Genomic DNA, 25,980 nt, shown 5'->3' with positions numbered 1-25,980 from the left:
GCGTCGGGGTATGCGGTCACTTCATTTTTAGGGGAGGTACGAATGAAATCTTTATTTGAAAAGGAAGAACGGTACTGGAGCGGCAAGTTTGACGCAGATGATAGCCTGAGCTTCCTTCCATACAGTCAATCCTCCAAATTATTCGAGGGCGGGGAAGCTGCGGCAGAGCCGGACTTGCTTCACCGTACTCTGCCGAGCGAACTCTCGGAGAGAATCATTGGCCTCGCCAGCGGTTCGGATTTGGCTCTGTACATGATTGTTTTGGCGGGAGTAAAAACCCTGCTGTTCAAATATACCGGGCGGGACCAAGTGCTGGTCGGCATGCCTTCGTATAGCGCAGACCAGGGCGAGACGCCGCCGCATGACATCTTGGTGATCAAGACATCGGTAAGCAGCCAGACTACGCTGAAAACGCTGCTTGGGGGCATCAAAGGCTCCATCGGCGAGGCGCTGGAGCATCAGCACCTGCCTTTTCGAAAAATGGTGGAGCCGCTCCATCTGAACTATACGGGGCATGGCCTCCCGGTCGTCAACACCATCGCATCCTTCGCCCCGATTCATCCGGGACCGCTGGGTAACCGTGTGGCGGCTGATACCGTTTTTCGCTTCGACCGCCAAAACCACTCCATCGAGCTGGAAATAAGCTTTGACGGACAGCGGTACGAGCGGGCATTTATGGAGCAGGCGGCCGACCATCTTGTTCGGTTGCTGTCCATGCTTTTATTTCAGCCAGATCTGGAGCTTGGACAAGTCGATATGCTGTTCCCAGTCGAGAGGGAGATGCTGGTCAAGGGATTTAATGACACCGAAACCGAGTTCGAGCGGGGGAAAACGATTCATGGCTTGTTCGAAGAACAGGCGGAGCATCGCCCGGATAACGTGGCCGTCGTCATGAACGAGCGGCAATTGACCTACCGCGAGCTGAACGAGCGATCCAACCGCCTTGCGCTGAAGCTACGGGAAAAAGGAGTAGAAGCAGACCAGCTGGTAGCGATTCTGGTCGAACGCTCGCTTGATATGGTCGTCGGCATTCTGGCAATTCTTAAAGCGGGTGGAGCCTTCGTGCCTGTCGATCCCGACTACCCGGAGGAGCGCATCCGCTTCATGATCGAGGATTCAGGCGCACCGTTATTGCTGATTCAAAAACATCTGCACGAGAAGACCGACTTTGAAGGAACACGCCTTGAATTAGACGATTTTGTTTGGGGCGATAGCGGGGCGGAATCCACTGGTGTGCTGGATGCTTCGAATCTGGAGCCGGCCAGTGGTCCGAATGATCTGGCTTATGTCATCTATACATCAGGTACGACGGGCAAACCCAAAGGGGTCATGCTGGAGCATCGTGGTTTGGTCAGCTTGAAGCTGATGTTCGCGGACAGGCTGGGCATCACGGAGCATGACCGGATCGTTCAATTCGCCAGCCTGTCATTCGACGCGTCCTGCTGGGAAGTGTTCAAAGCGCTCTATTTTGGCGCGACTTTGTACATCCCGACGGCCGAGACGATTCTCGACAACCGCCTGTTCGAGAGTTATATGAACGAGCATGCGATTACGGCGGCGATTTTGCCTCCGACGTACAGCGCATATTTGAACCCGGACCGCCTTCCCAGCTTAACGAAGCTTGTAACGGGAGGTTCGGCGGTATCGGCCGAATTTGTGCAGCAGTGGAAGGAGAAGGTCCACTATTTCAATGCTTACGGGCCTACCGAAGCTTCGATTGTTACGACGCTTTGGGATGCGGATGAGCAGCAGCCGGAGCGCAGAGTTATTCCGATCGGGCGCCCGCTGTCCAATCACCGGATTTTCATTTTGGATGCCCACCTGCAGCTTGTGCCTCCGGGAGTGGACGGCGAGTTATGCGTGGCAGGCGTGGGGCTTGCGAGAGGTTACCTGAACCATCTGGAGCTAACGGCAGAGAAGTTTGTGGAACATCCGTTTGCGCCGGGAGAACGCCTTTACCGGACGGGAGATCTCGCCCGCTGGCTGCCGGACGGCAACATCGAATACCGGGGGCGGATCGATCATCAGGTGAAAATCCGCGGCTACCGGATCGAAATCGGCGAGATTGAAGAGCAGCTGCTGAAGATCGCCGCCATGCAAGAAACGGTGGTGCTCGCCCGCGACGACGCGAACGGCCATAAGCAGCTTGTTGCTTATTACGTTGCGGAAACGAGGCTGGCGGCGCATGAACTCAAGGAGCAGCTCGCTAAGCAGCTTCCGGGATATATGATTCCTTCGTACCTCGTGCAGCTTTCGCGGATGCCGCTGACCCCGAACGGGAAAATCGACCGCAAAGCGCTACCCGCACCAGAGGAAGCTGCCACTGGAGGAACGGAATATGTTGCGCCGAGAACACTGCTCGAGATGAAGATCGCCCGTGTCTGGCAGGATACACTTGGCATTCTACAGGTCGGCGTAAAGGATAACTTTTTTGAGCTGGGAGGCAATTCCTTAAGTCTGATTAGGCTCGTTCAAGCCGTTTACGATGAAACGGGCATTGAGATACCGCTGAATCGCCAATTCCATCATGTAACCGTTGAAGCCATGGCTTTTGGAGAGGAGGATCTGGGTCTGGATAAAGGGGGAGACTGCTTCATTAAGCTAAATAAAACAGGGGATCTGAACGTGTTCTGCTTCCCTCCAGGCAGCGGCTTCGGCATCGGTTACCGAGAGCTTGCAAGCAGACTAGACGGCCGATTCGTGCTTTACGGCATTGATTTTATCGACGATGTCATCGATTACGAGGCCATGCTGAACCGTTATGTGGATGAGATTGTTCGTATCCAGCCTGAAGGACCTTACGTGCTGCTCGGTTACTGCTTCGGAGGCAACCTGACGTTCGAGGTAGCCAAATCGATGGAAAGAAGAGGGTATTCCGTAACGGACGTGCTCATGGTGGACTCGTGGATTAAGGACACACTCACACCTTATGAAACGTCTGAGAAAGAGCTTGAAGAGATGCTTGCGGATTTCGACGAAGAAGAGAAGGAATTAATGAGCAATCCGCTCGTGCGGGAGCGTGTTCATCGGAAGATCAAAGCCACCTTGACGTACGAAGCGCAGCTTATTAATTCAGGAACGATAACTGCCCGGATTTACGAACTGATTGCGAAGGACAGCGAAGCGTTCCGCCTGGAGCACCAGTTGCCGTCCTGGCAGAGGGCAACGACGCAAGCTTACGCCGATTACCGGCTGGAGGGCGCACACGAGGAGTTACTGGAACTCGCGCGCGTGGACGAAACGGCCGTTGTCATCCGTGACATCTTAGTGCAACTCAAGCGGCAGATCGAAGCGGAGGCAGGGGTCCTGCATGGGAGCTGACCGGCAGACGTCTGTTCAAGGACAAGGCACGGCGGCGCCTTCCAAGCGCCGAACCGCTTATGCCACCTGGAAAGCGTTCCGCTGGCTGATGTCCTATGTAAGCCGTCACAAAGGCTGGATGATCGTCGGTATCCTGTCCGCAATTGCCGCCGCGGTTATTGAGATATGGACGGGACGTTTGGTCGAGCAGTTGACCACACAGGCCGAGAATGGGGCGGGGCCTATCGTTCTGCAGATCGTGTACACGGTCTTTGTGGTCATCTTGATCGGTGTGCCGGCGAAGTTTTTCATGAGCTTTGGTGTGGAGCGAAGCAGTGCCTCTGCGGTGCAGGATATCCGCAACCATGTCATGCGTCATATCGGCAAACTCCCGGTCCCCTATTTGGAAAAGCAGCACTCCGGCGACGTGTTGTCGCGGATCAACAACGATCTGCAGCTCATCCAGCAATTTATGATTCGGGACCTCGCCCAGTGGTTTTATCATCCGCTATTATTTATCGGCTGTTTCGCTTATTTGATGTATCTCCAATGGGAGCTGATGCTGTACAGCCTGCTGTTATTTCCCGTAGCACTGCTGGTTTCCCAATGGATCGGCAAGCAGTTGGAACAGTTGACGGAGGAAGCCCAGGCGAACATGGGCCGAATGAACGTCAACCTCCAGGATACGCTTGGGGGGATGCCTATTGTAAAAAGCTACCTGATATCCGGTATGTTATCTCGCTCCTACCAAGTGCTGCTACAATTGACGGCTCAAAAAAAGCTGGCCGTGAAAAAGCGGGAAGCCTGGGTCAACCCGCTGCTTTCTACGCTGATGATTAGCCCGATCATTTTCGCCGTCAGTTACGGAAGCTATTTGATCTACAACGGGCAGCTAGGCGCGGGAGAACTGATCGCCTTCCTGTACTTGCTTAATCTGTGTCTGGAGCCGCTGGAGCATATTCCCGAGCTCATCACGCGCACGTTCGAAATGACCGGTGCCCTGAGAAGGGTCTCCGAAATCGTCGAGCAGCCGACCGAAACGGAAAATGGCCGTTTGCTTCCAAAAGCGAGCGCCGCCCCCATCCAGTTTCAGAACGTAACCTTCGGGTATGAAGAGAGTTCCCCGATTCTGCGAAATGTTAGCTTCTCGGTGCCGGAAGGCAAGACGATTGCACTTGTCGGAGCGAGCGGCGGAGGGAAGAGTACGGTGTTTAAGCTGGTATGCGGCTTTTATCCACTTCCGGAGGATCAGGGCGAGATCCGCGTGTTCGGAAGCCTGATCCACGGTGCAGATCCGGAGCAGCTTCGGTCGCATTTTTCCGTGGTAACCCAAGATTCATATTTGTTTAGCGGTACGATCGCCGAAAATATCGGCTATGGGCGGCAAGAAGCGTCGATGGACGAGATTATCGAAGCCGCCAAAGCCGCTCAGGCTCATTCTTTCATTATGCAGCTTGAGGACGGTTACCAGACGTATGTCGGAGAGCGCGGCGGGTTTTTGTCCGGTGGGCAACGCCAGCGCATTGCAATGGCTCGGGCGTTTCTGAAGGATGCTCCCGTTCTGCTGTTGGACGAGCCCACATCGGCACTTGATCCGGAGTCGGAAAGCGCGGTTCAGGAAGCGTTGGGCGTATTGATGAAGCAGAGAACGACCATGGTTATTGCCCACCGGCTTTCTACGGTACAAAACGCCGATGAAATTTGGGTTATGGAACAAGGAAGTATTGTCGAAAAGGGCACTCATGAACAATTGCTCGAGAGGAAGGGGCTGTACGCCCAGTCGTATTACCAGGAGTTTACCGAGTCTGCCGAACGCAGGGAGGTGTCGTACACATGAAAAAGGGCGGAAGGCTATCACAAGTGAAAGAACTCGGCTACTTGCTGACGTTTATGAACCGCAAGCGCAAAACCCAGTACGCGATTGGCCTTGCTGTAACGGCGCTCACCCAGACATTGTTTCTGATCGCCTTCAGCTTGGTCGTACATAACTTGGTTGATTTCGCCGTGTCCCGAGATACGTCCCTGATGGTAGAAGCTTTTGTTATTTTGGGCGTGGCCCTGTTCCTGGAAAATATAATTTCTCCCTGGTTCATTTACTTATACCAGCGCAGTGTAGAGCTGACCGTGCTGAATATCCGCAAACGTCTTTATGACAAGCTGTGCCGGGTGCGGCCGAGATTCCTGGAGCAGAACCACCATGGGGACTTGCTGTCGCGAGTGAACAACGACGTAACGACCGTTGAGTTTACATTCTCGCAGGTTTACTTCGTTTTGCTGCTTCAAGTTGTCTTCTGCATCGGCTCCATTGTCTCTATGGCGGTGATCGATTGGCGGTTTGCCGGCGTATCCTTCGTCATTCTGCTACTGTCCTCTCTGGTCAGCCTGAAATTTGCACGGGATATCCGTACCTTGTCCGAACAAGGCTTGCAAACGCTCGGTAAAATGACCGAAAAATTCAAAGATTTTATGGGCGGCATTCAAATTGTGAAGTTGTTCCGCATCCGCACGATTTACGGCCAGTACGAGGCGTTGAACGAACAAATGACGCAAACGCTTCGGCAAACTGCGAAAAAGAACGGTATGCAGGCTGCGGTGAACCATTTTATCAGCTACGTCACGTTCTGCGGCATCATCGTCATCGGTAGTCTTCTATATGCCTACGGATTAATGGGAATGGGAAGCGTCGCCGCTCTGGCAGTTTTGCAAGTGAATCTGACGCACGCCTTGTTGAACTTGGGGATGGTTCTGTCGATGACCCAAAATTCGCTCGCGGGTGCTCACCGGATTCAAGAGGTACTAAGCGAGGAAGAGGAACCGGAGCGTCTGGGATCTTCTCATAGCGAGCTTGTATCGGAGGCTGCGGTGGAGTTTCGCGATGTGGAATTTTCCTATCAGGCAGATAAAAAGGTGCTTGTCGACATGTCCATGCAAGTGTTTCCTGGTCAGGTCGCTGCGATCGTAGGAGCCAGCGGCAGCGGCAAAAGTACACTGATCAAGCTGCTGCTCGGCTTTTATCCTGTGGACAGCGGAGACATTCTGCTCCAGGGCAAACCGTTCGGCCATTACACGCTGGACGAAATTCGCAGGCAGATTGCATATGTTCCGCAGGAGCCGTTTTTGTTTACCGGCACGATTGAGGAAAATATCCGCTATGGCAATCCGGATGCAACGGATGAAGAAGTGGTGGAAGCGGCCAAAGCGGCGTACGCTCACCATTTCATTCAGGAACTTCCTGAACAGTATAAAACGCCGGTGGGAGAGAGAGGAGCGTCGTTGTCAGGCGGACAAAGGCAGCGAATTGCGATCGCCCGGGCGATTCTCAAAAACGCCCCGATTCTGCTGCTGGATGAAGCGACTTCTGCATTGGATAACGAATCCCAGCATTGGGTACAGCAAGCCCTGAACGTATTGATGAAGGGGCGGACCACTATTCTGATTGCCCACCGTCTCAGCACTGTGGAACATGCAGATTTGATTACAGTCATGAATCAAGGAACGGTCGTCGAACGGGGCCGCCATCAGGACCTGCTGGCGCTCGGAGGTTATTACGCGCGGCTGTACGGCTAGACCCGCTTTTTGGCGGGCGGCTTCCTGCTGGTATTCAAGTACAAAGCCTATCTAAAAACAATCTCTAATACGGGAGTGTGTCGATGTGAGAGAGAATACGAACAAGCAATATGGATTAACGCAAGCCCAGCGCCGGATATGGTTCATGGAAATTATGAATCCGGGCACATCCATCACGATGCTTTCCGCGACCTACCAGATTACGGGCGAGATCGACACCAAGCTGCTTGAGCAAGCGGCGGCAGAGATTGTCAAAACCTATGACGCTTTCCGAATCCGCATTAGCGGGGATATGCAAAATCCAACGCAGTGGTTCGAAGAGCTGGAGAATGTCCAAACCAGGATAAGCCACCTCGAAATAGGCACGACCGAACAATTCTATGCTTGGGTGAAAGAAGTAACCGAAAAACCGGCCAGTGTGTTCGACGAACACCTCTACCAATTTACGATGATCCATTTTGCGAACGGCCAAGTATGGCTTAATTTGACTATAAATCATATCATCGCCGATGGCTTGTCCGTCACTGCTTTGCTGCATGCGGTGATGGAAAAATACCTGGAACTTCGCAATGGCATCTTCAGGAGTTACCAGGCCCCATCCTATCTGGATTATATTTCAACTGAGCATGAATATGAGCAATCGCAGCGTTATCAAAAAGGCAAGGAATATTGGCTGACCAAGTACAACACTTTGCCTGAAACGAGCGGCATTAAATCGGTTCCGCCATTCTCGATTGGCAGCGAATCGAATAAACGTTCCATCACTTTGGATGGTTCCCGCTATGACCGCATTCTGGCTTTTAGCGAACAATATCAGGTTAGTTTATATACGTTATTTTTGTCCGCCATGTACGTCTTATTGTATAAGCTGACCGACAGCACCGATGTTCCAGTCGGCACGGTGTTTGCCAATCGCACCAGCAAGAAGGAAAAAGAAACGATCGGTATGTTCGTCAGCACCGTGGCTACGCGGATTAGTCTGAATCCAGTTGGGTCCGTGCTTTCCTTGATCCAAACGGTTTCCAAGGAAAATACGGCGGATCTGCGGCATCAGAAATATCCTTATAACCAATTGATCCAGGATTTACGCGAACAACACGGCCGCAACGATCTTTCGGAGTTGTTCCGCACGTCTCTGGAATATCTGCCTTTGAAAATCGTGGAGTACGAAGAAATCAAGGTACGTCTGGAGGCTCACTTTGCTAGACACGAGATGGACGATCTACTGCTGCGCTTCGACCATATGCTGAATGAAGGCCATGTCATTCTCCATGCTTCCTATCGTACCGGCCTGTTCGAGACGACCGAGATTGATCGCATTATGGAGCAGTATGTAACCGTTTTGGACCAGTTTCTTGAGACTCCCGAACTGCGGGTGCGCGAGATTTCTCTGTTGAGCGATGAGGAGAGACACCGTATTCTGGACGTGTTTAACCCGCCGGTGGCAGCACTGAGCGAGGGAATAGCGTTTCATCGGTATGTCGAAAAGTTTGCCCGAGACATTCCGGATCACCCGGCAGTTGTTTACATGGACAAACAGCTGACTTACGGCGAATTGAACAAACGCGCCGAGCGGCTGGCTGCGCTCCTTCGGGAACAGGGCGTGGGAAGGGAGACGATTACGGGGATCTGGGCGGAGCGCTCGGTGGAACTGCTGGTCGGTGTGCTCGCCGTATGGAAAGCCGGCGGAGCTTATGTACCGCTGGACCCCGATTATCCTGCGGAGCGGATTGAGTACATGCTCAGCGATAGCAAAGCATCGGTGCTGCTTACGCAGCGTCATCTGTTGGAGGGGGCCGGAGGTTGGCTGGCCGATGACCGGCTGAAGCTTCAAGCAGTCTATGCGATGGACGATGAACAGATGTATAACGGGGATACCTCAGCCGTGGAATTTGAATCTGCTGACAGTGCCCCACAAGACTTGGCTTATGTGATTTACACCTCCGGTACGACGGGACGCCCAAAAGGCGTCATGATCGAGCATGGTAGTCTCATGAATACGGCGGATGCGTACCGCCGCGAGTACCGGTTGGATCAGTTCCCGGTGCGGTTGCTGCAACTGGCGAGCTTCTCGTTTGACGTGTTCGTTGGAGACATCGCGAGGACGCTGTATAACGGAGGAACGATGGTAATTGTGCCAAAGGATGACCGGATTGATCCGAACCGCTTATACGGCTGGATTCGGGACCAAAACATTACGGTATTTGAATCGACACCTGCGCTTATCCTACCGTTCATGCAGCATATTTATGAAGAAGGGCTGGACGTCAGCTCCATGCATTTGCTGATTACCAGCTCGGATGCTTGCAGTGTCACCGATTACCGATTGCTGCAGGAAAGATTCGGCGGACAATTCCGCATCATCAACAGCTACGGCGTTACCGAAGCGGCCATTGACAGCAGTTTTTACGATGAGCCGCTGGACAAGCTGCCATTGTTGGGTCATGTGCCGATCGGCAAAGCCTGGCTGAACGCCCGGTTTTACATTGTCGATGCCGGGTTAAAGCCGGTTCCTGTAGGGGTTCCGGGTGAGCTTGTCATCGGCGGCGCCGGGGTGGCGCGCGGGTATTGGAACCGTCCGGACCTAACCACCGAGAAGTTTGCAGACAGCCCGTTTGTGCCTGGAGAACGTCTGTATCGGACAGGAGATTTGGCCCGCTGGCTGGAAGACGGCAACGTTGACTTCATCGGCCGGATCGACTATCAGGTGAAAATTCGCGGGTTCCGGATCGAACTCGGTGAAATTGAAACGACCCTGCTCAGTTTCCCGGGGGTCAAGCAGGCTGTGGTGACTGACCGTACGGATGAGCAGGGGCAAAAGTATTTGTGCGGTTACGTGGCGGGGGATGTTTCCTTGCAGCTGAGCGATCTGCTGTCCCAATTGAAGCAAGAGCTGCCGGCCCATATGGTCCCGGCCCGACTGGTGTCTCTTGATCAGCTTCCGCTCACACCGAATGGCAAGATTGACCGTAAAGCGCTGCCTGAACCGACCGGAGAGATAGAAGCCGGCCGTGAGTATGTGGCTCCTCGCACAACGCTGGAAACAAGACTTGCTCTTATTTGGCAGCAGGTGCTGGGTATTGTGCGAGTTGGAGTCCAAGACGATTTCTTTGACCTGGGTGGTCATTCCTTGCGGGCCTCCGCGCTTGTTTCCAAGATTCGAAAAGAGCTGCAAGTCGAGGTTCCGCTGCGGGACGTTTTCCGCTACACCACGATCGAACAACTTGCCCAAAGAATTAGCGGTTTCAAGCAGCAGGAGACGTATGAGATTACAAAGGCGGCAGAGGCCGAGTATTATCCAGTTTCATCCGAGCAAAAGCGTCTGTACGTCCTGCGCCAGCTTGACGCGGCAGAGCGCAGCTACAATATGTCGGCGGCGCTTCTTCTCGAAGGCAAGTTGGACCGCAAGCGCGTAGAGTACGCGTTCCGGGCACTGATTCAGCGCCATGAGACGCTGCTTACCGGGATTGAGCAGGTTCAAGGCGAGCTTGTGCAGCGCATCTATGACGAGGTGGAGTTTGCTGTAGATTATTTCCAGGCGAGCGAGCGAGAAGTGGACCATGTGGTGGAAGCATACTATCACCCGTTTGATCTGACTAAGCCGCCACTTCTTCGCATCGGCCTGATCGAAGTCGCCGAGGATCGCCACATCCTGTTGTTCGATATGCATCACATCGTCTCGGATGGCATCTCGACAGCATTGCTTTTCGACGAGTTCAGCCGCCTGTATCGGGGTGAGGAGCTGGCTCCGTTGCGTATTCAATACAAAGATTATGCCGTTTGGCAGCATTCCGAAGCCTACGGGCAGTTGATCCAGCCGCAGAAGGAGTACTGGCTGGAACAGCTGTCGGGCGAGCTGCCTGTATTGGAACTTCCGACGGACTTCCCGCGGCCTGCGGTGCAAAGTTTTGACGGCCGGACCGTGAAGTTTGATATTGGGAAAGAACGGACGGAGAAGCTGAAAGAACTGGCCGCACGGACGGGCACGACCCTGTACATGGTGCTGTTGTCTGCTTACTCGATCCTTATGCATAAATACTCGGGTCAGGAAGATCTGATCGTGGGGACCCCGATTGCCGGAAGAACGCAGGAAGAAGTGCAGCCAATCGTAGGTATGTTTATCAACACGCTTGCCATTCGCAGCCATCCGGAGCGTTCCAAGCCGTACCTTAAGTACCTGGAAGAAATGAAGGAAATCACACTCGGGGCTTTTGAACACCAAAATTATTTGTTCGAAGATTTGGTGGAAAGTCTTCATATTCCGCGCGCGACCGGCCGGAATCCGCTCTTTGATACGTTCTTCTCCCTGCAAAATACGGAGAATGAGCAAATTGTCATCGAGGGGCTGGAGCAATCGTTTTATCCGTTGGAAAACCGAACGTCTAAGTTCGAGCTGCTTCTGGACATTTCGGAACTGGATGGCCAGCTCGAATGCCGGTTGGAGTACGCTACGGCTTTGTATAAACAGGAGACCGCGGAACGGTTCGCCAGACATTATGACAAGCTACTCGAAACTATCGCAACAGCGCCGGAAGGGGATATTGCTTCGCTGGAAATGCTAACCGAGCAGGAAATCCGTGAACTGGTGCGCGGTTTTAATGATTCGGAGGCAGACTACCCGCGTCAGCAGACGATTCATGGCTTGTTCGAAGAGCAGGCGAAGCTTTACCCGGATAACGTGGCCGCTGTCATGAATGAGCGGCAGCTGAGCTACCACGAACTGAACGAGCGATCCAATCGCCTTGCGCGTAAGCTGCGGGAGACAGGAGTCGAAGCGGATCAGTTGGTAGCGATTCTGGCCGAACGTTCACTTGATATGGTCGTCGGCATTCTGGCGATTCTCAAAGCGGGCGGAGCCTACGTGCCTGTCGATCCCGACTACCCGGAGGAACGCATCCGCTTCATGATTGAGGATTCGGGCGCACCGTTATTGCTGATTCAAAAGCATTTGCATGAGAAGACCGATTTCGCAGGAACGCGCCTTGAATTGGACGATTTCGTTTGGGGCCACAAAGGGGCGGACTCCGCTGATGCACTGGACGCTTCGAATCTGGAACCAATTTCTGGCCCGGGTAACTTGGCTTATGTCATCTACACATCGGGAACGACCGGCAAACCCAAAGGCACGTTGATTGAGCATAAAAACGTCGTGCGCCTTTTGTTCAACGACAAGAACCTGTTCGACTTTGGGCCGTCCGACACGTGGACGTTATTCCACTCGTTCTGCTTCGATTTCTCCGTCTGGGAGATGTACGGAGCACTTCTGAATGGAGGAAAGCTGGTTATCGTACCGCCACTTACGGCGAAAAATCCAGCCGAGTTCTTGGCACTGCTGAGCCGCGAACGGGTCACGATTTTGAACCAGACGCCAACATATTTCTACCAACTGCTGCGTGAGGTTTTAGCGGACCATCCGTACAATCTGCGGATTCGCAACGTCATCTTCGGCGGCGAAGCACTCAGCCCGCTGTTGCTCAAGGGTTTCAAGACGAAGTACCCGGAGACAAAGCTGATCAATATGTACGGTATTACCGAGACGACGGTTCACGTGACGTATAAGGAAATTACATGGATCGAGATGGAGGCGGCAAAGAGTAATATCGGCAAGCCGATCCCGACGCTGAGCGTGTATGTTCTGGATGAAAACCGTCGTCCTGTTCCGATCGGCGTAGCAGGCGAAATGTACGTGGCCGGTGAAGGCCTGGCAAGAGGATACCTGAATCGACCGGATTTGACGGCGGAAAAGTTCGTTGATTCCCCGTTTGCGGAGGGGGAAAAACTGTATCGCTCAGGCGACTTGGCGGCATGGCTACCGGACGGCAACATTGAATACCTCGGCCGGATCGACCATCAGGTCAAAATCCGCGGGTACCGGATCGAGCTGGACGAAATCGAGACGCAACTTCTGAACGTGGAGGGCGTGGAAGAAGCGGTGGTGCTCGCCCGTCAGGACAACGAGGGAGAGAAGGCACTTGTTGCCTACTTTGTTGCAGACCGGACGCTGACAGTCAGCGAAATGAGAACCTCGCTGGCACAGGGAATGCCGGGATACATGATCCCGTCGTATTTCGTGCAGCTGGAGCGCATGCCGCTGACGTCTAACGGCAAAGTGGACCGCAAAGCACTGCCGGAGCCGCAAGGTAGCCTGCAAACGGGCATCGAACACGTAGCCCCTCGTAACCTTATTGAGTCCCAGCTTGTACAGATCTGGGAGGAAGTGCTGGGTTACTCCGGCATTGGAATCCTGGACAATTTCTTCGAGCTCGGAGGGCATTCCTTGCGGGCGACAAACCTTGTCAGCAAGATTCGTAAGGAAATGAACGTTGAACTTCCGCTGCGCGATGTGTTCCGCTATATGACGGTGGAATCGATGGCCGGGGCTATTGCCAGCTTGGAAGAATCAGAGCACAGCTCCATTCCAAAAGCGGAAGAGAAAGCATACTATCCAGTTTCCTCTGCGCAAAAAAGGCTGTATGTCCTGCACCAGCTAGATAGCTCGGAGCTGAATTACAACATTCCGAGCGCCTTGCAATTGAAAGGGACTTTGAACGAGGCCAAAGTGGAAAAGGCGCTGACTACTTTGGTGGCCCGGCACGATATGCTGCGCACCGGTTTTGAAATCGTGAATGGAGAGCCGGTTCAGCGTATTCATCCGCTCGTAGATTTCAAGGTCGAGAAGCTTCAAGCAACCAAAGATCAGGTCGCGGCCATTCTGGAAGGCTTCATTCAGCCTTTTGACTTGACCCAGCCGCCTTTGCTGCGCGTCCTGCTGATCATACTTGAAAAAGAGAAATTCCTGCTTGCGCTGGATATGCATCATATTGGTTCCGACGGTCTTTCCATGGACGTGCTACTACGCGAATTTGTGGGGCTTTACAATGGGGAAGAATTGCCGGAGCTGCGGATTCAATACAAGGATTACGCCGTTTGGCAGCAATCCGACGAGCAATGTCAGCGTATCAAACGGCAGGAGGAATACTGGCGTGGGGTATTCAGCTCCGAGCTTCCGGTTCTTGAGCTGCCTCTTGACTTTTCCCGCCCAGCCGTCCGGCAGTTTGACGGTCAAACGCTCACGTTTGCGCTGGATGCGGAGAAAAGCGAAGCTCTAAAACGGCTTGCCGGAGATTCGGGGGCGACGCTGTACATGCTTCTGCTGGCTGCTTACTCCGTATTGCTTCATAAATACGCGGGACAGGAAGATATCGTAGTCGGCACTCCGATTGCCGCTCGTTCTCACGCCGACCTGCAACCGATTATCGGCATGTTTGTCAATACGCTGGCCCTTCGCTTGGGTCCAACGGCAGAGCGGACGTTCCTGGATTACTTGCAGGATGTGAAGGAAACGACGCTTGGAGCCTACGAGCACCAGGACTATCCGTTCGAGGAGCTGGTAGAAGCTCTTCAGGTGAGCCGGAATTTAAGCCGGAATCCGCTGTTTGACACCATGTTTTCTTTGCAAAAGCACGAAAGCCTGGATTTAGCCCTGGAAGGTTTGCAATGGTCGCTGTTTGACATCGAGGAAAAGAGAGCAAAGTTTGATCTTAGCCTGGATATCGTGGAAGAGGGTAACGAGCTGGTTTGCAAGATCGAGTACGCTACCTCGTTGTTTAGACAGGAAACGATGGTACGGCTGGCGGGTCATTACGAGCAGCTTTTGGCATCGATCCTGGCTCAGCCGGGTGCGAGGATCTCGGATTTGAATATTTTGAAGGACAGCGAAAAGCATGATTTGCTGGTCGGGTTTGCCGTGTCGTCTGCGGCTCTGGCGAAGCAATCTGCCTCAGAGGGTCTAGGCTTGGAAGCGGATGAGTCGTGGAGAGAGAGAACGATCCACGAGCTGTTCGAGGAGCAAGCAGAGCGAACGCCGGAGCAAGTGGCCGTTGTCTATGAGGACAGCAGCCTGACTTACCGGGAGTTGAACGAGCGGGCGAACCGGCTGGCGCGATTCTTGCGTGCCTCTGGCGCGCAGGCCGATCAGCCGATCGCGATCATGGCCGAGCGCTCGCTAGAGATGATTGTCGGCATCTATGCAATCTTGAAGGCCGGGGGCGCCTACGTGCCGATTGACCCGCAATTCCCGCAGGAGCGCATCCGCTACATGCTCGAAGATTCGGGCGCTAGGCTGCTGCTGATTCAGAGCCATTTGCGGGAAAGCGCGTCATTTGCCGGGACAGAGCCACTTGGCGGTCTATCGCTCGTCGATCTGAACGATCCATCCGCGTATGATGAAGACGGCTCGAACCTGGAGCCGGCGAGCGGACCGGAGCACTTGGCCTACGTCATTTACACATCGGGCTCGACAGGCAAGCCCAAAGGCGTCATGGTGGAGCACCGTCCGGTGATCAACCGGCTGCTGTGGATGCAGAATGCTTATCCGATTGACTCCAGGGATACGATTCTGCAAAAGACGGCGATTACCTTCGACGTTTCCGTGTGGGAGCTGTTTTGGTGGGCTTGGACGGGGGCCAAAGTTTGCTTGCTGCCGCCGGGCGGGGAGAAGAATCCCGAGACGATTCTGGATACGATCGAACGGCAAGCCGTCACCACGATGCACTTCGTGCCGTCGATGCTGCACGCCTTCCTCGAATATGTCGAGCGTCAGCCGAGCGAAGATCTGGGTAACAAGCTGTCTTCGCTGAAACGGGTGTTTGCAAGCGGGGAAGCGCTGGCGACGTCGCATGTGAGCCGGTTCTGGCAGTGGATTTCGTCATCCGTGAATCAAGCGCAGCTGATCAACCTTTATGGGCCTACGGAAGCGACGGTTGATGTCTCGTACTACGATTGCGGACCGGAAGAGGCGTATGTATCGGTGCCGATCGGCAAGCCGATCTCGAACATACGGCTGCATATTGTCAAGGAAGGGACGACAGCGCTGCAGCCGATCGGCGTGCCGGGCGAGTTGTGCATCGCGGGCGAAGGTCTGGCTAGAGGCTACTTGAACCGTCCCGAGCTGACCGCGGAGAAATTCGTAGAGTGTCCGTTCGCGCCGGGCGGGCGGATGTACCGGACGGGCGATCTGGCCAGATGGCTGCCGGACGGCAACATCGAGTATATGGGCCGGATCGACCATCAGGTGAAAATCCGCGGGTACCGGATCGAACTCGGCGAGGTGGAGGCGCAGGTCCTGAAAGCGGCGTCCGTACAAGAGGGGGTTGTCATCGCCAGAGAGGACGAAGCCGGTCAGAAGCAGCTCTGCGCGTACTTCGTGGCGGACAAGCCGCTTGCGGCGAGCGAGCTGCGAAGCGCGCTGGCGGAGGATCTGCCTGCGTACATGATTCCGTCCTACTTCGTGCAGCTGGAGCGGATGCCCCTCACACACAGCGGGAAGCTTGACCGCAAGGCGCTGCCCGCACCGGAAAGCAGTATGCTCGTTGGAACGGAATACGTGGCGCCCCGGACGGCGGCGGAGCAGACGTTGGTTGCGGTGTGGCAAAAGGTGCTGGGAACGGGTCGTCCGATCGGCGTGATGGACAATTTCTTCGAACTCGGCGGGGATTCAATTAAATCGATCCAGGTGTCGTCCAGGCTACATCAGGCCGGGTACAAGCTGGAAATTAAGCATTTGTTCAAATATCCGACCGTAGCGGAATTAAGCCCGTATCTCCAGTCGGTCTTAAGACGCGCCGATCAGGGGGCAGCTACGGGAGAGACGGGGCTGACGCCGATTCAGCGCTGGTTCTTCGAGCAGTCGTTCGCCGAGCTGCACCACTTTAACCAGGCGGTGATGCTGTACCGGGAGGAAGGCTATGACGAAGCGGCGCTTCGTCAGGCCGTGCGGAAGCTGGCCGAGCATCACGATGCGCTGCGCCTCGTCTTTAGCTGGACCGAGAGCGGGTATGCGGCATGGAACCGGGCCATCGAGGAAAGTGACGGCGAGCTCTACAGCCTAGAAGTGATCGATTTCCGCGGAATGACGGACTGCGCGCAGGCGATCGAAGCCAAGGCGAACGAGCTTCAGCGCAGCATTGACCTGCAGGCAGGGCCTTTGCTGAAGCTCGGCTTGTTCCGTTGTGCGGATGGAGATCATCTGCTGATCGCGATCCACCACTTGGTCGTAGACGGCGTATCCTGGCGGATTCTGCTTGAGGATTTTGCTGCCGGCTATGAGCAGGCGCTGCAAGGGAAGCTGATCCGTCTGCCGCTCAAAACGGACTCATTCCAAACGTGGGCGAAACAGCTCGCTGATTATGCGAACGGTCCGGCGATGGAAAGTGAGAGAGCGTATTGGCAGCATATCGAGCAATTGACCTATGAGCCGCTTCCGAAAGATTTTGAACAAGGCAGATCCAAGCTGAAGGACAGCGGGATCGTGACTGTCCGCTGGACGGCGGAGGAAACCGAACAACTGCTGAAGCAGGCACACCGTGCTTACCATACAGAAATGAACGATTTGCTGCTTGCTGCGCTGGGCCTCTCAGTACAAGCTTGGAGCGGTCAAGAACGCGTGCTGGTGAATCTTGAAGGCCACGGCCGGGAAGAACTTTTGCCAGATGTGGACATTACACGCACGGTAGGCTGGTTCACAAGCCAATTCCCTGTTGTTCTGGAGCCAGGTCACGCTCAGGCACTCGGTCATCAGGTGAAACAGGTGAAAGAAAACTTGCGCCGCATTCCGAACAAAGGAATCGGCTACGGCATCCTGCGTTATTTGTCGGCGCCGCATGACGGCGAGCGCTTTGCTTTAGAGCCGGAGATCAGTTTCAACTATCTGGGTCAGTTCGACCAGGATTATGAAAGCAGCGGCTCGCAGCCGTCTCCGTTCAGTCCGGGCTCCGATTCAAGCCCGAATGCTGTGATGAATTATGTCCTCGATATCAACGGTATGGTATCGGAAGGCGTGTTGGAACTTGCGATCCGTTATGGGGAAACCCAGTATCAACGGGAGACGGTTGAGCGCCTGGGCACCCTGCTTCAATCGAGTTTGCGTGAAGTCATCAGCCATTGCGTATCGAAAGAGCGGCCGGAGCTTACGCCTAGTGACGTACTGCTTCAAGATGTGACGGTGGAGGAACTGGAGCGGCTGTCAGAACATACGACGGCACTCGGTGAACTGGAGAATGTATACACCCTGACTCCGCTGCAAAAAGGGATGTTGTTCCACAGCTTGCTGGATGCCGATTCGGAAGCCTACTTCGAACAGGTGACCTTCGATCTGTATGGAAGCCTGAATGTGGAAGCCTTCACCCGCGGATTGGATACGCTGGTACAGCGAAATGAGGCGCTGCGGACCAATTTTATTACCGGCTGGAGAGACGAGCCGATTCAAGTGGTATTCCGCGAGCGGAAGTGTGAAGTGTACTTTGAAGATATTCGCTCGGAAAGAGATGAACACCCGGAGAAGACGATAGCCGATTTTGTCAGCGCGGATAAAGCGAACAAGTTCGATTTGGCCCAAGGCTCTCTGATGCGCGTTACAGTTTTGCGTACGGGCGACGAGTCCTACCAAGTGATCTGGAGTCACCATCACATTTTGTTGGACGGCTGGTGCATGTCCTTAATGATCAAGGAAGTGTTCGACACCTACTTCGCGTTCCAGGAGCAGCGGACGCTGGAGCTTCCTCCGGTTACCTCGTACTCTCGGTATATCGAATGGCTGGAAGCTCAAGATGCCGCGAAAGCTTCGCGTTACTGGTCCGAGTATTTGGCGGGTTATGATCAGCAGACCAAGCTGCCTCGGGAGAAAACAGGGCTGAAGCAGGGCGCTTTTGAAGCAGCTGAGATCGATGTGGAACTCAGCAAAGAACTGACTGGGCAAATCGAGCGGGTGGCGCGCCAGCATCAGGTGACGCTTAATACATTCATGCAGACCGTATGGGGACTGGTTCTGCAGGTATACAACAACAGCGAAGATGTTGTATTTGGCTCCGTCGTATCCGGGCGTCCAGCGGAGATTCCGGGTATCGAAAGCATGATCGGTCTGTTTATTAATACGATCCCTGTCCGTATTCAAGGCAAAGCCGAGGAGACGGTAGCCGATATTTTGAGAAAAACCCAGGATCAAGCGCTGACATCGGGAGCTTACGAAACGTTCCCGCTCTTCGAAATTCAGTCGCTGAGCGAGCAAAAGAGCGACTTGATCAACCATATTATGGTCTTTGAAAATTATCCGATGGAAGAACAGATTGAGCAGGTTGTCGGCGGAGGACAAGAAGCGCTGAAAATCGCTAATATCCAATCGCCGGAACAAACGAACTACGATCTGGACATTACCGTCATTCCGGAAGAGCATATTTTGCTGCGGTTTACGTACAATGCACTGACATTCAGAGAGCAAGACATCAGGCAGATCCACGGTCATTTTGCCCGTGCATTGGAGCAGGTTGCGGCTAATCCGAATGTTCGTGTACATGAGTTAGAGCTTTTGACGGCGGCGGAAAAAGAAGAAATTGTCGGCGTGTTTAATCCGGTGCAGCCGGAAGTGGCTCCTGTGGCAGCGTTCCATCGACTGTTCGAGGAACAGGCGGAACGCACGCCGGAAGCGGAGGCCATCGTATACGAGAAGGATCGGCTGACGTATGCGGAGCTGAACGAGCGGGCGAACCGCCTGTCGACCACGCTACGTGCAAGCGGAATAGGCCGGGAGACCATCGTTGGCATTCTCGCCGAGCGTTCGGTCGATTTGCTGGTGGCCGTGATGGCCGTCTGGAAAGCGGGAGGGGCGTATGTACCGCTTGACCCGGATTATCCGGCGGACCGCGTGCGGTTCATGCTGGAAGACAGCGGAGCGAAGGTACTGCTGACACAAACGCTGCTGCGAGAGCGTGCCGAATCCTGGCTCGGCGAAGAGGAACTAGCACTGGAGAAGGTGCTGTATCTCGATGACGAAACGTCATACAGCGAAGATCGAGCGAATGCACCAATGGACTTCGGCCAAGGCTCCAGCATGGTTTCAGGTCTGATCTCCAGCGAGCTGACGGGTGCTGTGAACGACCGTAATGAGAGTCACCCAAATGATGTTGATGTTGTCGGTATGGACAGCTTCCATGAAGCCCGTCCGGAGGATCTGGCGTACGTCATCTACACGTCGGGAACGACGGGCAAGCCAAAAGGCGTGATGATCGAGCATCGCAGCCTAGTGAACACGGCAGCGGGCTACCGACGGGAATACCGGTTGGATCAGTTCCCGGTGCGACTGCTGCAACTCGCAAGCTTCTCGTTTGATGTTTTCGTGGGCGATATCGCACGCACGTTGTATAACGGAGGCACCATGGTCATTGTACCGAAGGACGACCGGATTGATCCGTCTCGTCTGCACCACTGGATAGAGCAGGAGCAAGTGACGATCTTTGAATCAACACCAGCACTAATCGTGCCGTTCATGGAATACGTGCATGAGCATGGACTAGAGTTAAGCAGTATGGAGCTGTTGATTACAAGCTCGGACAGCTGCAGTGTGGCAGATTACCGGACCTTGCAGGAGCGGTTTGGCTCGTCGTTCCGCATCATTAACGCCTATGGTGTGACGGAAGCGGCAATCGACTCCAGTTTCTATGACGAAGAATTGGCGAAACTGCCGCAGACAGGCCATGTGCCGATTGGCAAAGCGTGGTTGAATGCGAAGTTTTACATCGTGGATGCACATCTGAATCCCGTACCCGTCGGTGTGCTGGGCGAGCTGGTCATCGGCGGCGTTGGCGTAGCACGTGGGTACTTGAACCGTCCAGAGCTGACGGAAGAGAAGTTTGTAGACAGCCCTTTCACCGCGGGTGAGCGGTTATATCGCACGGGAGATTTGGCGAGGTGGATGGAGGACGGCAACGTGGACTTCATCGGCCGGATCGATAACCAGGCAAAAATCCGGGGCTACCGGATCGAGACGGGCGAAGTCGAAGCAAAGCTGCTGAGTGTAGGTAGCGTGAAGGAAGCGGTAGTTGTTGTCAGGGAAGATCAAGAAGGGCAGAAAGCGTTGTGCGCTTATTATACAGTGGAAAAAGGCTTGACGGCGGCAGATTTGAAACGGGCGATCTCCAGCGAGCTACCGGGATACATGATTCCGTCGTATTTCGTCGAACTGGAGCAATTGCCTCTAACGCCAAATGGGAAAATTGACCGGAAGGCGCTGCCAGCGCCAGAAGGGGGAGCAGGCGGAGGCCGCGAATACGTGGCACCGCGCACCGAACTGGAGGCAAAACTGGCCGTCATTTGGCAGGAAGTGCTTGTTCGGGAGAAGGCGGTAGGCGTAACGGACAACTTCTTCGACCTCGGAGGACACTCCCTGCGGGCGACAACACTTGTCAGCAAAATGCATAAGGAGCTGGGCGCCCAATTCCCGCTTCGCGACGTATTCCGCTACTCGACAGTTGAGGAAATGGCTGTGGCTATGGAGCATTTGGAGATCGGCTCGTTTATGGCTATTCCGGCTGCGGAACCTAGCGAGTATTATCCGCTCTCTTCTGCGCAGAAACGTCTCTATATTTTGAACCAGCTGGAAGGAGGCGAGCTGAGCTACAACATACCAGGAGCTATGCTACTCGAAGGGCAGCTCAACCGGCAGCAGTTTGAAGAAGCATTCCGCGGGCTTGTAGCTCGTCATGAAACGCTGCGTACCGGCTTTGAGATGGTTGAAGGCGAAGCAGTTCAGCGGATTTACGAAGAAGTCACCTTCCAGGTGGAATATGTGCAGATCAGCGGGGAGCAGGCGGAAGAAACGGTGCGCCAATTCGTTCGTGCGTTTGATCTAGCCAAGCCACCACTTCTGCGGGTGGGCATTGCCGAACTGGCGCCGGACCGGCACATCCTGATGTTCGATACACATCATATCGTATCGGACGGCGTTTCAATGGACGTACTGATCGAAGAGTTTGTGCACTTGTACAGCGGGGAGCCGCTCAAGCCACTCCGCATTCAGTACAAAGATTATGCAGTATGGCAGCAATCGGACGAGCAGAAAACGCAGCTTGCCAAGCAGGAAGCCTACTGGATTGACATGTTCAGCGGAGAACTGCCAGTTCTGGAAATGCCAACGGACTATCCGCGCCCGGCTATGCAGAGCTACGAGGGCCGTACGCTGCAATTGTTTATGAATATTGAGAAAAGCGAAGGTCTGAAACGGCTTGCAGCTGAAAACGGCGCAACGCTTTACATGGTTCTGCTTGCGGCGTATAACGTGCTTCTGCATAAATATTCAGGTCAGGAAGACGTGGTGGTTGGTACGCCGATTGCGGGCAGAAATCACAGCGACGTTCAACCGCTGATCGGGATGTTCGTTAATACATTGGCCATCCGCAGTTACCCGGCTGCCGGTAAAACGTTCCTTGACTACTTGAAGGAAATCAAGGAGACAACGCTTGGTGCTTTTGAACATCAGAATTATCCGTTTGAGGAACTGGTGGATAAGGTAAACGTGGCTCGTGATCTACGCCGTCATCCACTGTTTGATACGATGTTTGCTTTGCAGAATACAGAAAATGTAGAAATTCAGCTTCCGGGACTGCATCTGTCGACGTATGCCAGCGAAGAAATTGTTTCCAAATTCGATCTCAGCTTGGACGTCACCGAGATTGAGGACGGCTTGGAATATCTGTTTGAATACGCCACAGCTCTATACAAAACCGAAACGGTGGAGAAATTGGCTGTTCACTACTTGCAGCTGCTTGAATCCATTCTCTGCAACCCGTCGGCGACTATTGCCGAGCTGAACTTGTTAACGGCAGAGGAAAAAGAGCAGATTGTCGGCGCGTTTAACCCTGCGCAACCGGAAGAGGCTCCTATGGCAGCGTTCCATCGACTGTTCGAGGAACAGGCGGAACACACGCCGGAAGCTGAAGCTGTCGTTTACGAAAACGATCGGCTGACGTATGTGGAGCTGAACGAGCGGGCGAACCGCCTGTCGGCGATGCTGCGCGCAAGTGGAATCGGCCGTGAGGAGATTGTTGGCATTCTCGCCGAGCGTTCGGTGGACCTGTTGGTGGCCGTGCTGGCCGTCTGGAAAGCAGGCGGGGCGTATGTACCCCTCGACCCGGATTATCCGGCAGACCGTGTGCGGTTCATGCTCGAAGACAGCGGAGCGAAGGTGCTGCTGACGCAAACGCCGCTGCGAGAGCGTGCCGAAGCCTGGCTCGGTGAAGAGGAACTGGCACTGGCGACGGTGCTGTATCTCGACGACGAAACGTCATACAGCGAGGAACGAAGCAATGTGCCAATGGACTTTGGCCAAGGCTCCAACAGTGCTCCCGATCGAGTCAACGGCAAGCTAACGGGGGCTGTGAACGGTGGTGGCGAGAGTCATCCAAATGATGTTGATGTTGTCGGTATGGACAGCTTCCATGAAGCCCGTCCGGAGGATCTGGCGTACGTCATCTACACATCGGGAACGACGGGCAAGCCAAAAGGCGTGATGATCGAGCATCGCAGCCTAGTGAACACGGCAGCGGGCTACCGACGGGAATACCGGTTGGATCAGTTCCCGGTGCGACTGCTGCAACTCGCAAGCTTCTCGTTTGATGTTTTCGTGGGCGATATCGCACGCACGTTGTATAACGGAGGCACCATGGTCATTGTACCGAAGGACGACCGGATTGATCCGTCTCGTCTGCACCACTGGATAGAGCAGGAGCAAGTGACGATCTTTGAATCAACACCAGCACTGATCGTGCCGTTTATGCAATACGTGCATGAGCAGGGGCTAAAGTTAAGTGGTATGGAGCTGTTGATCACAAGCTCGGACAGCTGCAGTGTAGCGGATTACCGTACCTTGCAGGAGCGGTTTGGCTCGTCGTTCCGCATCATTAACGCCTATGGTGTGACGGAAGCGGCAATCGACTCCAGTTTCTATGACGAAGAATTGGCGAAACTGCCGCAGACAGGCCATGTGCCGATTGGCAAAGCGTGGTTGAATGCGAAGTTTTACATCGTGGATGCACATCTGAACCCGGTGCCAGTCGGCGTGCTGGGCGAATTGGTTATCGGCGGAGTCAGTGTGGCGCGCGGGTACTTGAACCGTCCAGAGCTGACGGAAGAGAAGTTTGTAGACAGTCCTTTCACCGCTGGTGAGCGGTTATATCGCACGGGAGATTTGGCGAGGTGGATGGAGGACGGAAACGTGGATTTCATCGGCCGGATCGACAATCAAGCGAAAATCCGGGGCTACCGGATCGAAACGGGTGAGATTGAGTCGCAGCTGCTGCGGGTGGTAGGTATACGCGAAGCGGTGGTGCTGGTTCGAAGTGATGCGAACGGTCAAAAGGCGCTGTGCGCCTACTACACAACGGATATCGAACTGACGGCGGCCGACCTGAAACGAGCGATCTCCAGCGAGCTGCCAGGTTATATGATCCCGTCGTACTTTGTGGAGCTGGAGCATTTACCTTTGACACCAAACGGGAAAATCGACCGGAAAGCGCTACCGACGCCGGAAGAGGGAGCAAGTGCAGGGCGTGAATACGTGGCGCCGCGCACCGATCTGGAGACGAAACTGGTCTCCATCTGGCAGGACGTGCTTGGGTCAGTTACGATTGGTGTGACGGACAACTTCTTCGACCTCGGCGGTCACTCGCTGCGGGCGACGACGCTGGTCAGCAAGGTGCACAAGGAGCTGCACGTGGACCTGCCACTGCGCGATGTATTCCGGTACTCGACTATTGAAGCGATGGCTGAAGTGATTAGCCGACTGGAGCAGCAGGAATTCCTTTCCATTCCGGTTCTGGATAAAAGGGAGTATTATCCGCTTTCCTCTGTGCAAAAGCGGCTGTACATCCAGCAGCAGATGGAAGGGGCCGAGCTTAGCTACAACATGTCCGGCATGACGGTTCTTGTCGGGCGCTTGGATCAGAATCAATTCGAGGCGGCGATCCAAGGATTAATCGCTCGTCACGAAGTTTTACGAACTGGCTTCGAAATGGTCGACGGCGAACCGGTACAACGGATTTATTCGGACTTGGAGTTTGCCGTCGAGTATACAAAGGCGACGGAAAGTGAAACGAAAAGCATTGCAGATGCCTTTGTACGTGTCTTTGATTTGGAGCGGCCGCCGCTGCTGCGTGTGGGCTTAGTTGAATGGGAAGCGGAACGTCATCTGCTTATGCTGGACATTCATCATATCGTCACGGATGGCATGTCCATGGGTATCTTCATCGAAGAGCTGCTGCGCCTGTATAACGGTGAGACGTTGGAACCGCTTCGGATTCAATATAAGGAATTCGCCGCTTGGCAGCAGTCCGAACCTGTAAAAGGACGGCTGAAACGCCAGGAAGCCTACTGGCTGGACATGTTGGAAGGTGAACTGCCAACGCTTGAGCTGCCTACGGACTTTGTCAGACCTGCCGCTCGTAGCTTTGAGGGAGATGTGCTACCTTTCAGTATCGACAAGAAGATGACCGACAGCTTGCAGCGCATTGCCGATGAGAACGGTGCTACCCTATATATGGTGTTATCGGCGGCCTATTCAATCCTGCTCAGCAAGTACTCGGGACAAGAAGATTTCATTGTAGGCACACCGGTTTCGGGCCGCACACATGCCGACCTGGAGCCGCTCATCGGAATGTTTGTCAACACGTTGGCGATTCGTCATTATCCATCCGGGGAGAAGACGTTCCTTGTTTACTTGAACGAAGTCAAAGAAACGATGCTGGGGGCCTACGACCACCAGGATTATCCGTTTGAAGAGCTTGTGAAAAAGCTGCAGGTGCCGCGAGATCAAAGCCGAAATCCTGTATTTGATGTCATGTTTGCGCTGGAAACGAAGGAAGATAACGTTCAAAACTTCGGGGATATCCAGATCGAATCTTATCCGGAAACGCATGCGGTTTCCCAATTTGACCTTACCTTGGTCATTTCGTTGCTGGATGAGGGAATGAACGGGCAGTTTGAATATGCGACGAAGTTGTTTACGCGCAATCTGATCGACAATTTCGCTCAGGACCTGCTCGTGATCATCACCCAAATTGGCGAACAGCCTTCGGTGCTGCTCAAGGATATTTCCCTGAACGGGCAATCCGAACAGGAGCAAGATGAGCTAGAGGCTATTGATATTATTTTCTAATCCTTTACCCGGCTTGGGTGAAAATGGGTATTTAAGTTATGTAACAAAGGGTCCTGATGACAGTTGTCATCAGGACCCTTTGTTTATGAACGTATAATTAATGTTCTTATGTCCAAATCAGTATGAGGCTATTA

The 25,980-nt window shown here is 54.0% G+C and carries 4 protein-coding genes; all 4 read left to right on the top strand.

Going from position 1 to position 25,980, the window contains the following annotated elements; genetic code table 11:
- Positions 1–42: 42 nt before the first annotated feature.
- The 4 genes from MHH92_RS26450 to MHH92_RS26435 all read left to right on the top strand — a co-directional run bounded on the left by MHH92_RS26450 (position 43) and on the right by MHH92_RS26435 (position 25,846).
- Positions 43–3,321, top strand: coding sequence for a non-ribosomal peptide synthetase (locus tag MHH92_RS26450; protein ID WP_340907162.1), 3,279 nt, complete (start codon positions 43–45; stop codon positions 3,319–3,321).
- Complete coding sequence (locus MHH92_RS26445; RefSeq protein WP_253503503.1) at positions 3,311–5,137, top strand: ABC transporter ATP-binding protein; 1,827 nt, start codon at positions 3,311–3,313, stop codon at positions 5,135–5,137. The genes MHH92_RS26450 and MHH92_RS26445 overlap by 11 nt, the downstream gene beginning before the upstream one ends.
- On the top strand, positions 5,134–6,867 hold the full coding sequence (locus tag MHH92_RS26440) for an ABC transporter ATP-binding protein (protein WP_253503501.1): 1,734 nt from the start codon (positions 5,134–5,136) through the stop codon (positions 6,865–6,867). The genes MHH92_RS26445 and MHH92_RS26440 overlap by 4 nt, the downstream gene beginning before the upstream one ends.
- An 85-nt stretch (positions 6,868–6,952) precedes the next feature.
- Entirely contained in the window at positions 6,953–25,846 is an 18,894-nt protein-coding gene (locus MHH92_RS26435) for a non-ribosomal peptide synthase/polyketide synthase (protein ID WP_340907161.1), read from the top strand.
- The last annotated feature ends 134 nt before the right edge of the window (positions 25,847–25,980 follow it).

The sequence above is a fragment of the Paenibacillus sp. FSL M7-1414 genome, assembly GCF_038003195.1.
In the GTDB taxonomy this organism is placed as follows: Bacteria; Bacillota; Bacilli; order Paenibacillales; family Paenibacillaceae; genus Paenibacillus; species Paenibacillus amylolyticus.
Note: the sequence above shows the minus strand (reverse complement) of the source record. Positions and strands in the feature narration are given on the sequence as shown.

What these genes read in the sequence shown, in the direction of transcription:
- MHH92_RS26440 (WP_253503501.1), top strand. Translation starts at nt 5,134, where the DNA reads ATGAAAAAGGGCGGAAGGCTATCACAAGTGAAAGAACTCGGCTACTTG.
- MHH92_RS26450 (WP_340907162.1), top strand. Translation starts at nt 43, where the DNA reads ATGAAATCTTTATTTGAAAAGGAAGAACGGTACTGGAGCGGCAAGTTT.
- MHH92_RS26445 (WP_253503503.1), top strand. Translation starts at nt 3,311, where the DNA reads ATGGGAGCTGACCGGCAGACGTCTGTTCAAGGACAAGGCACGGCGGCG.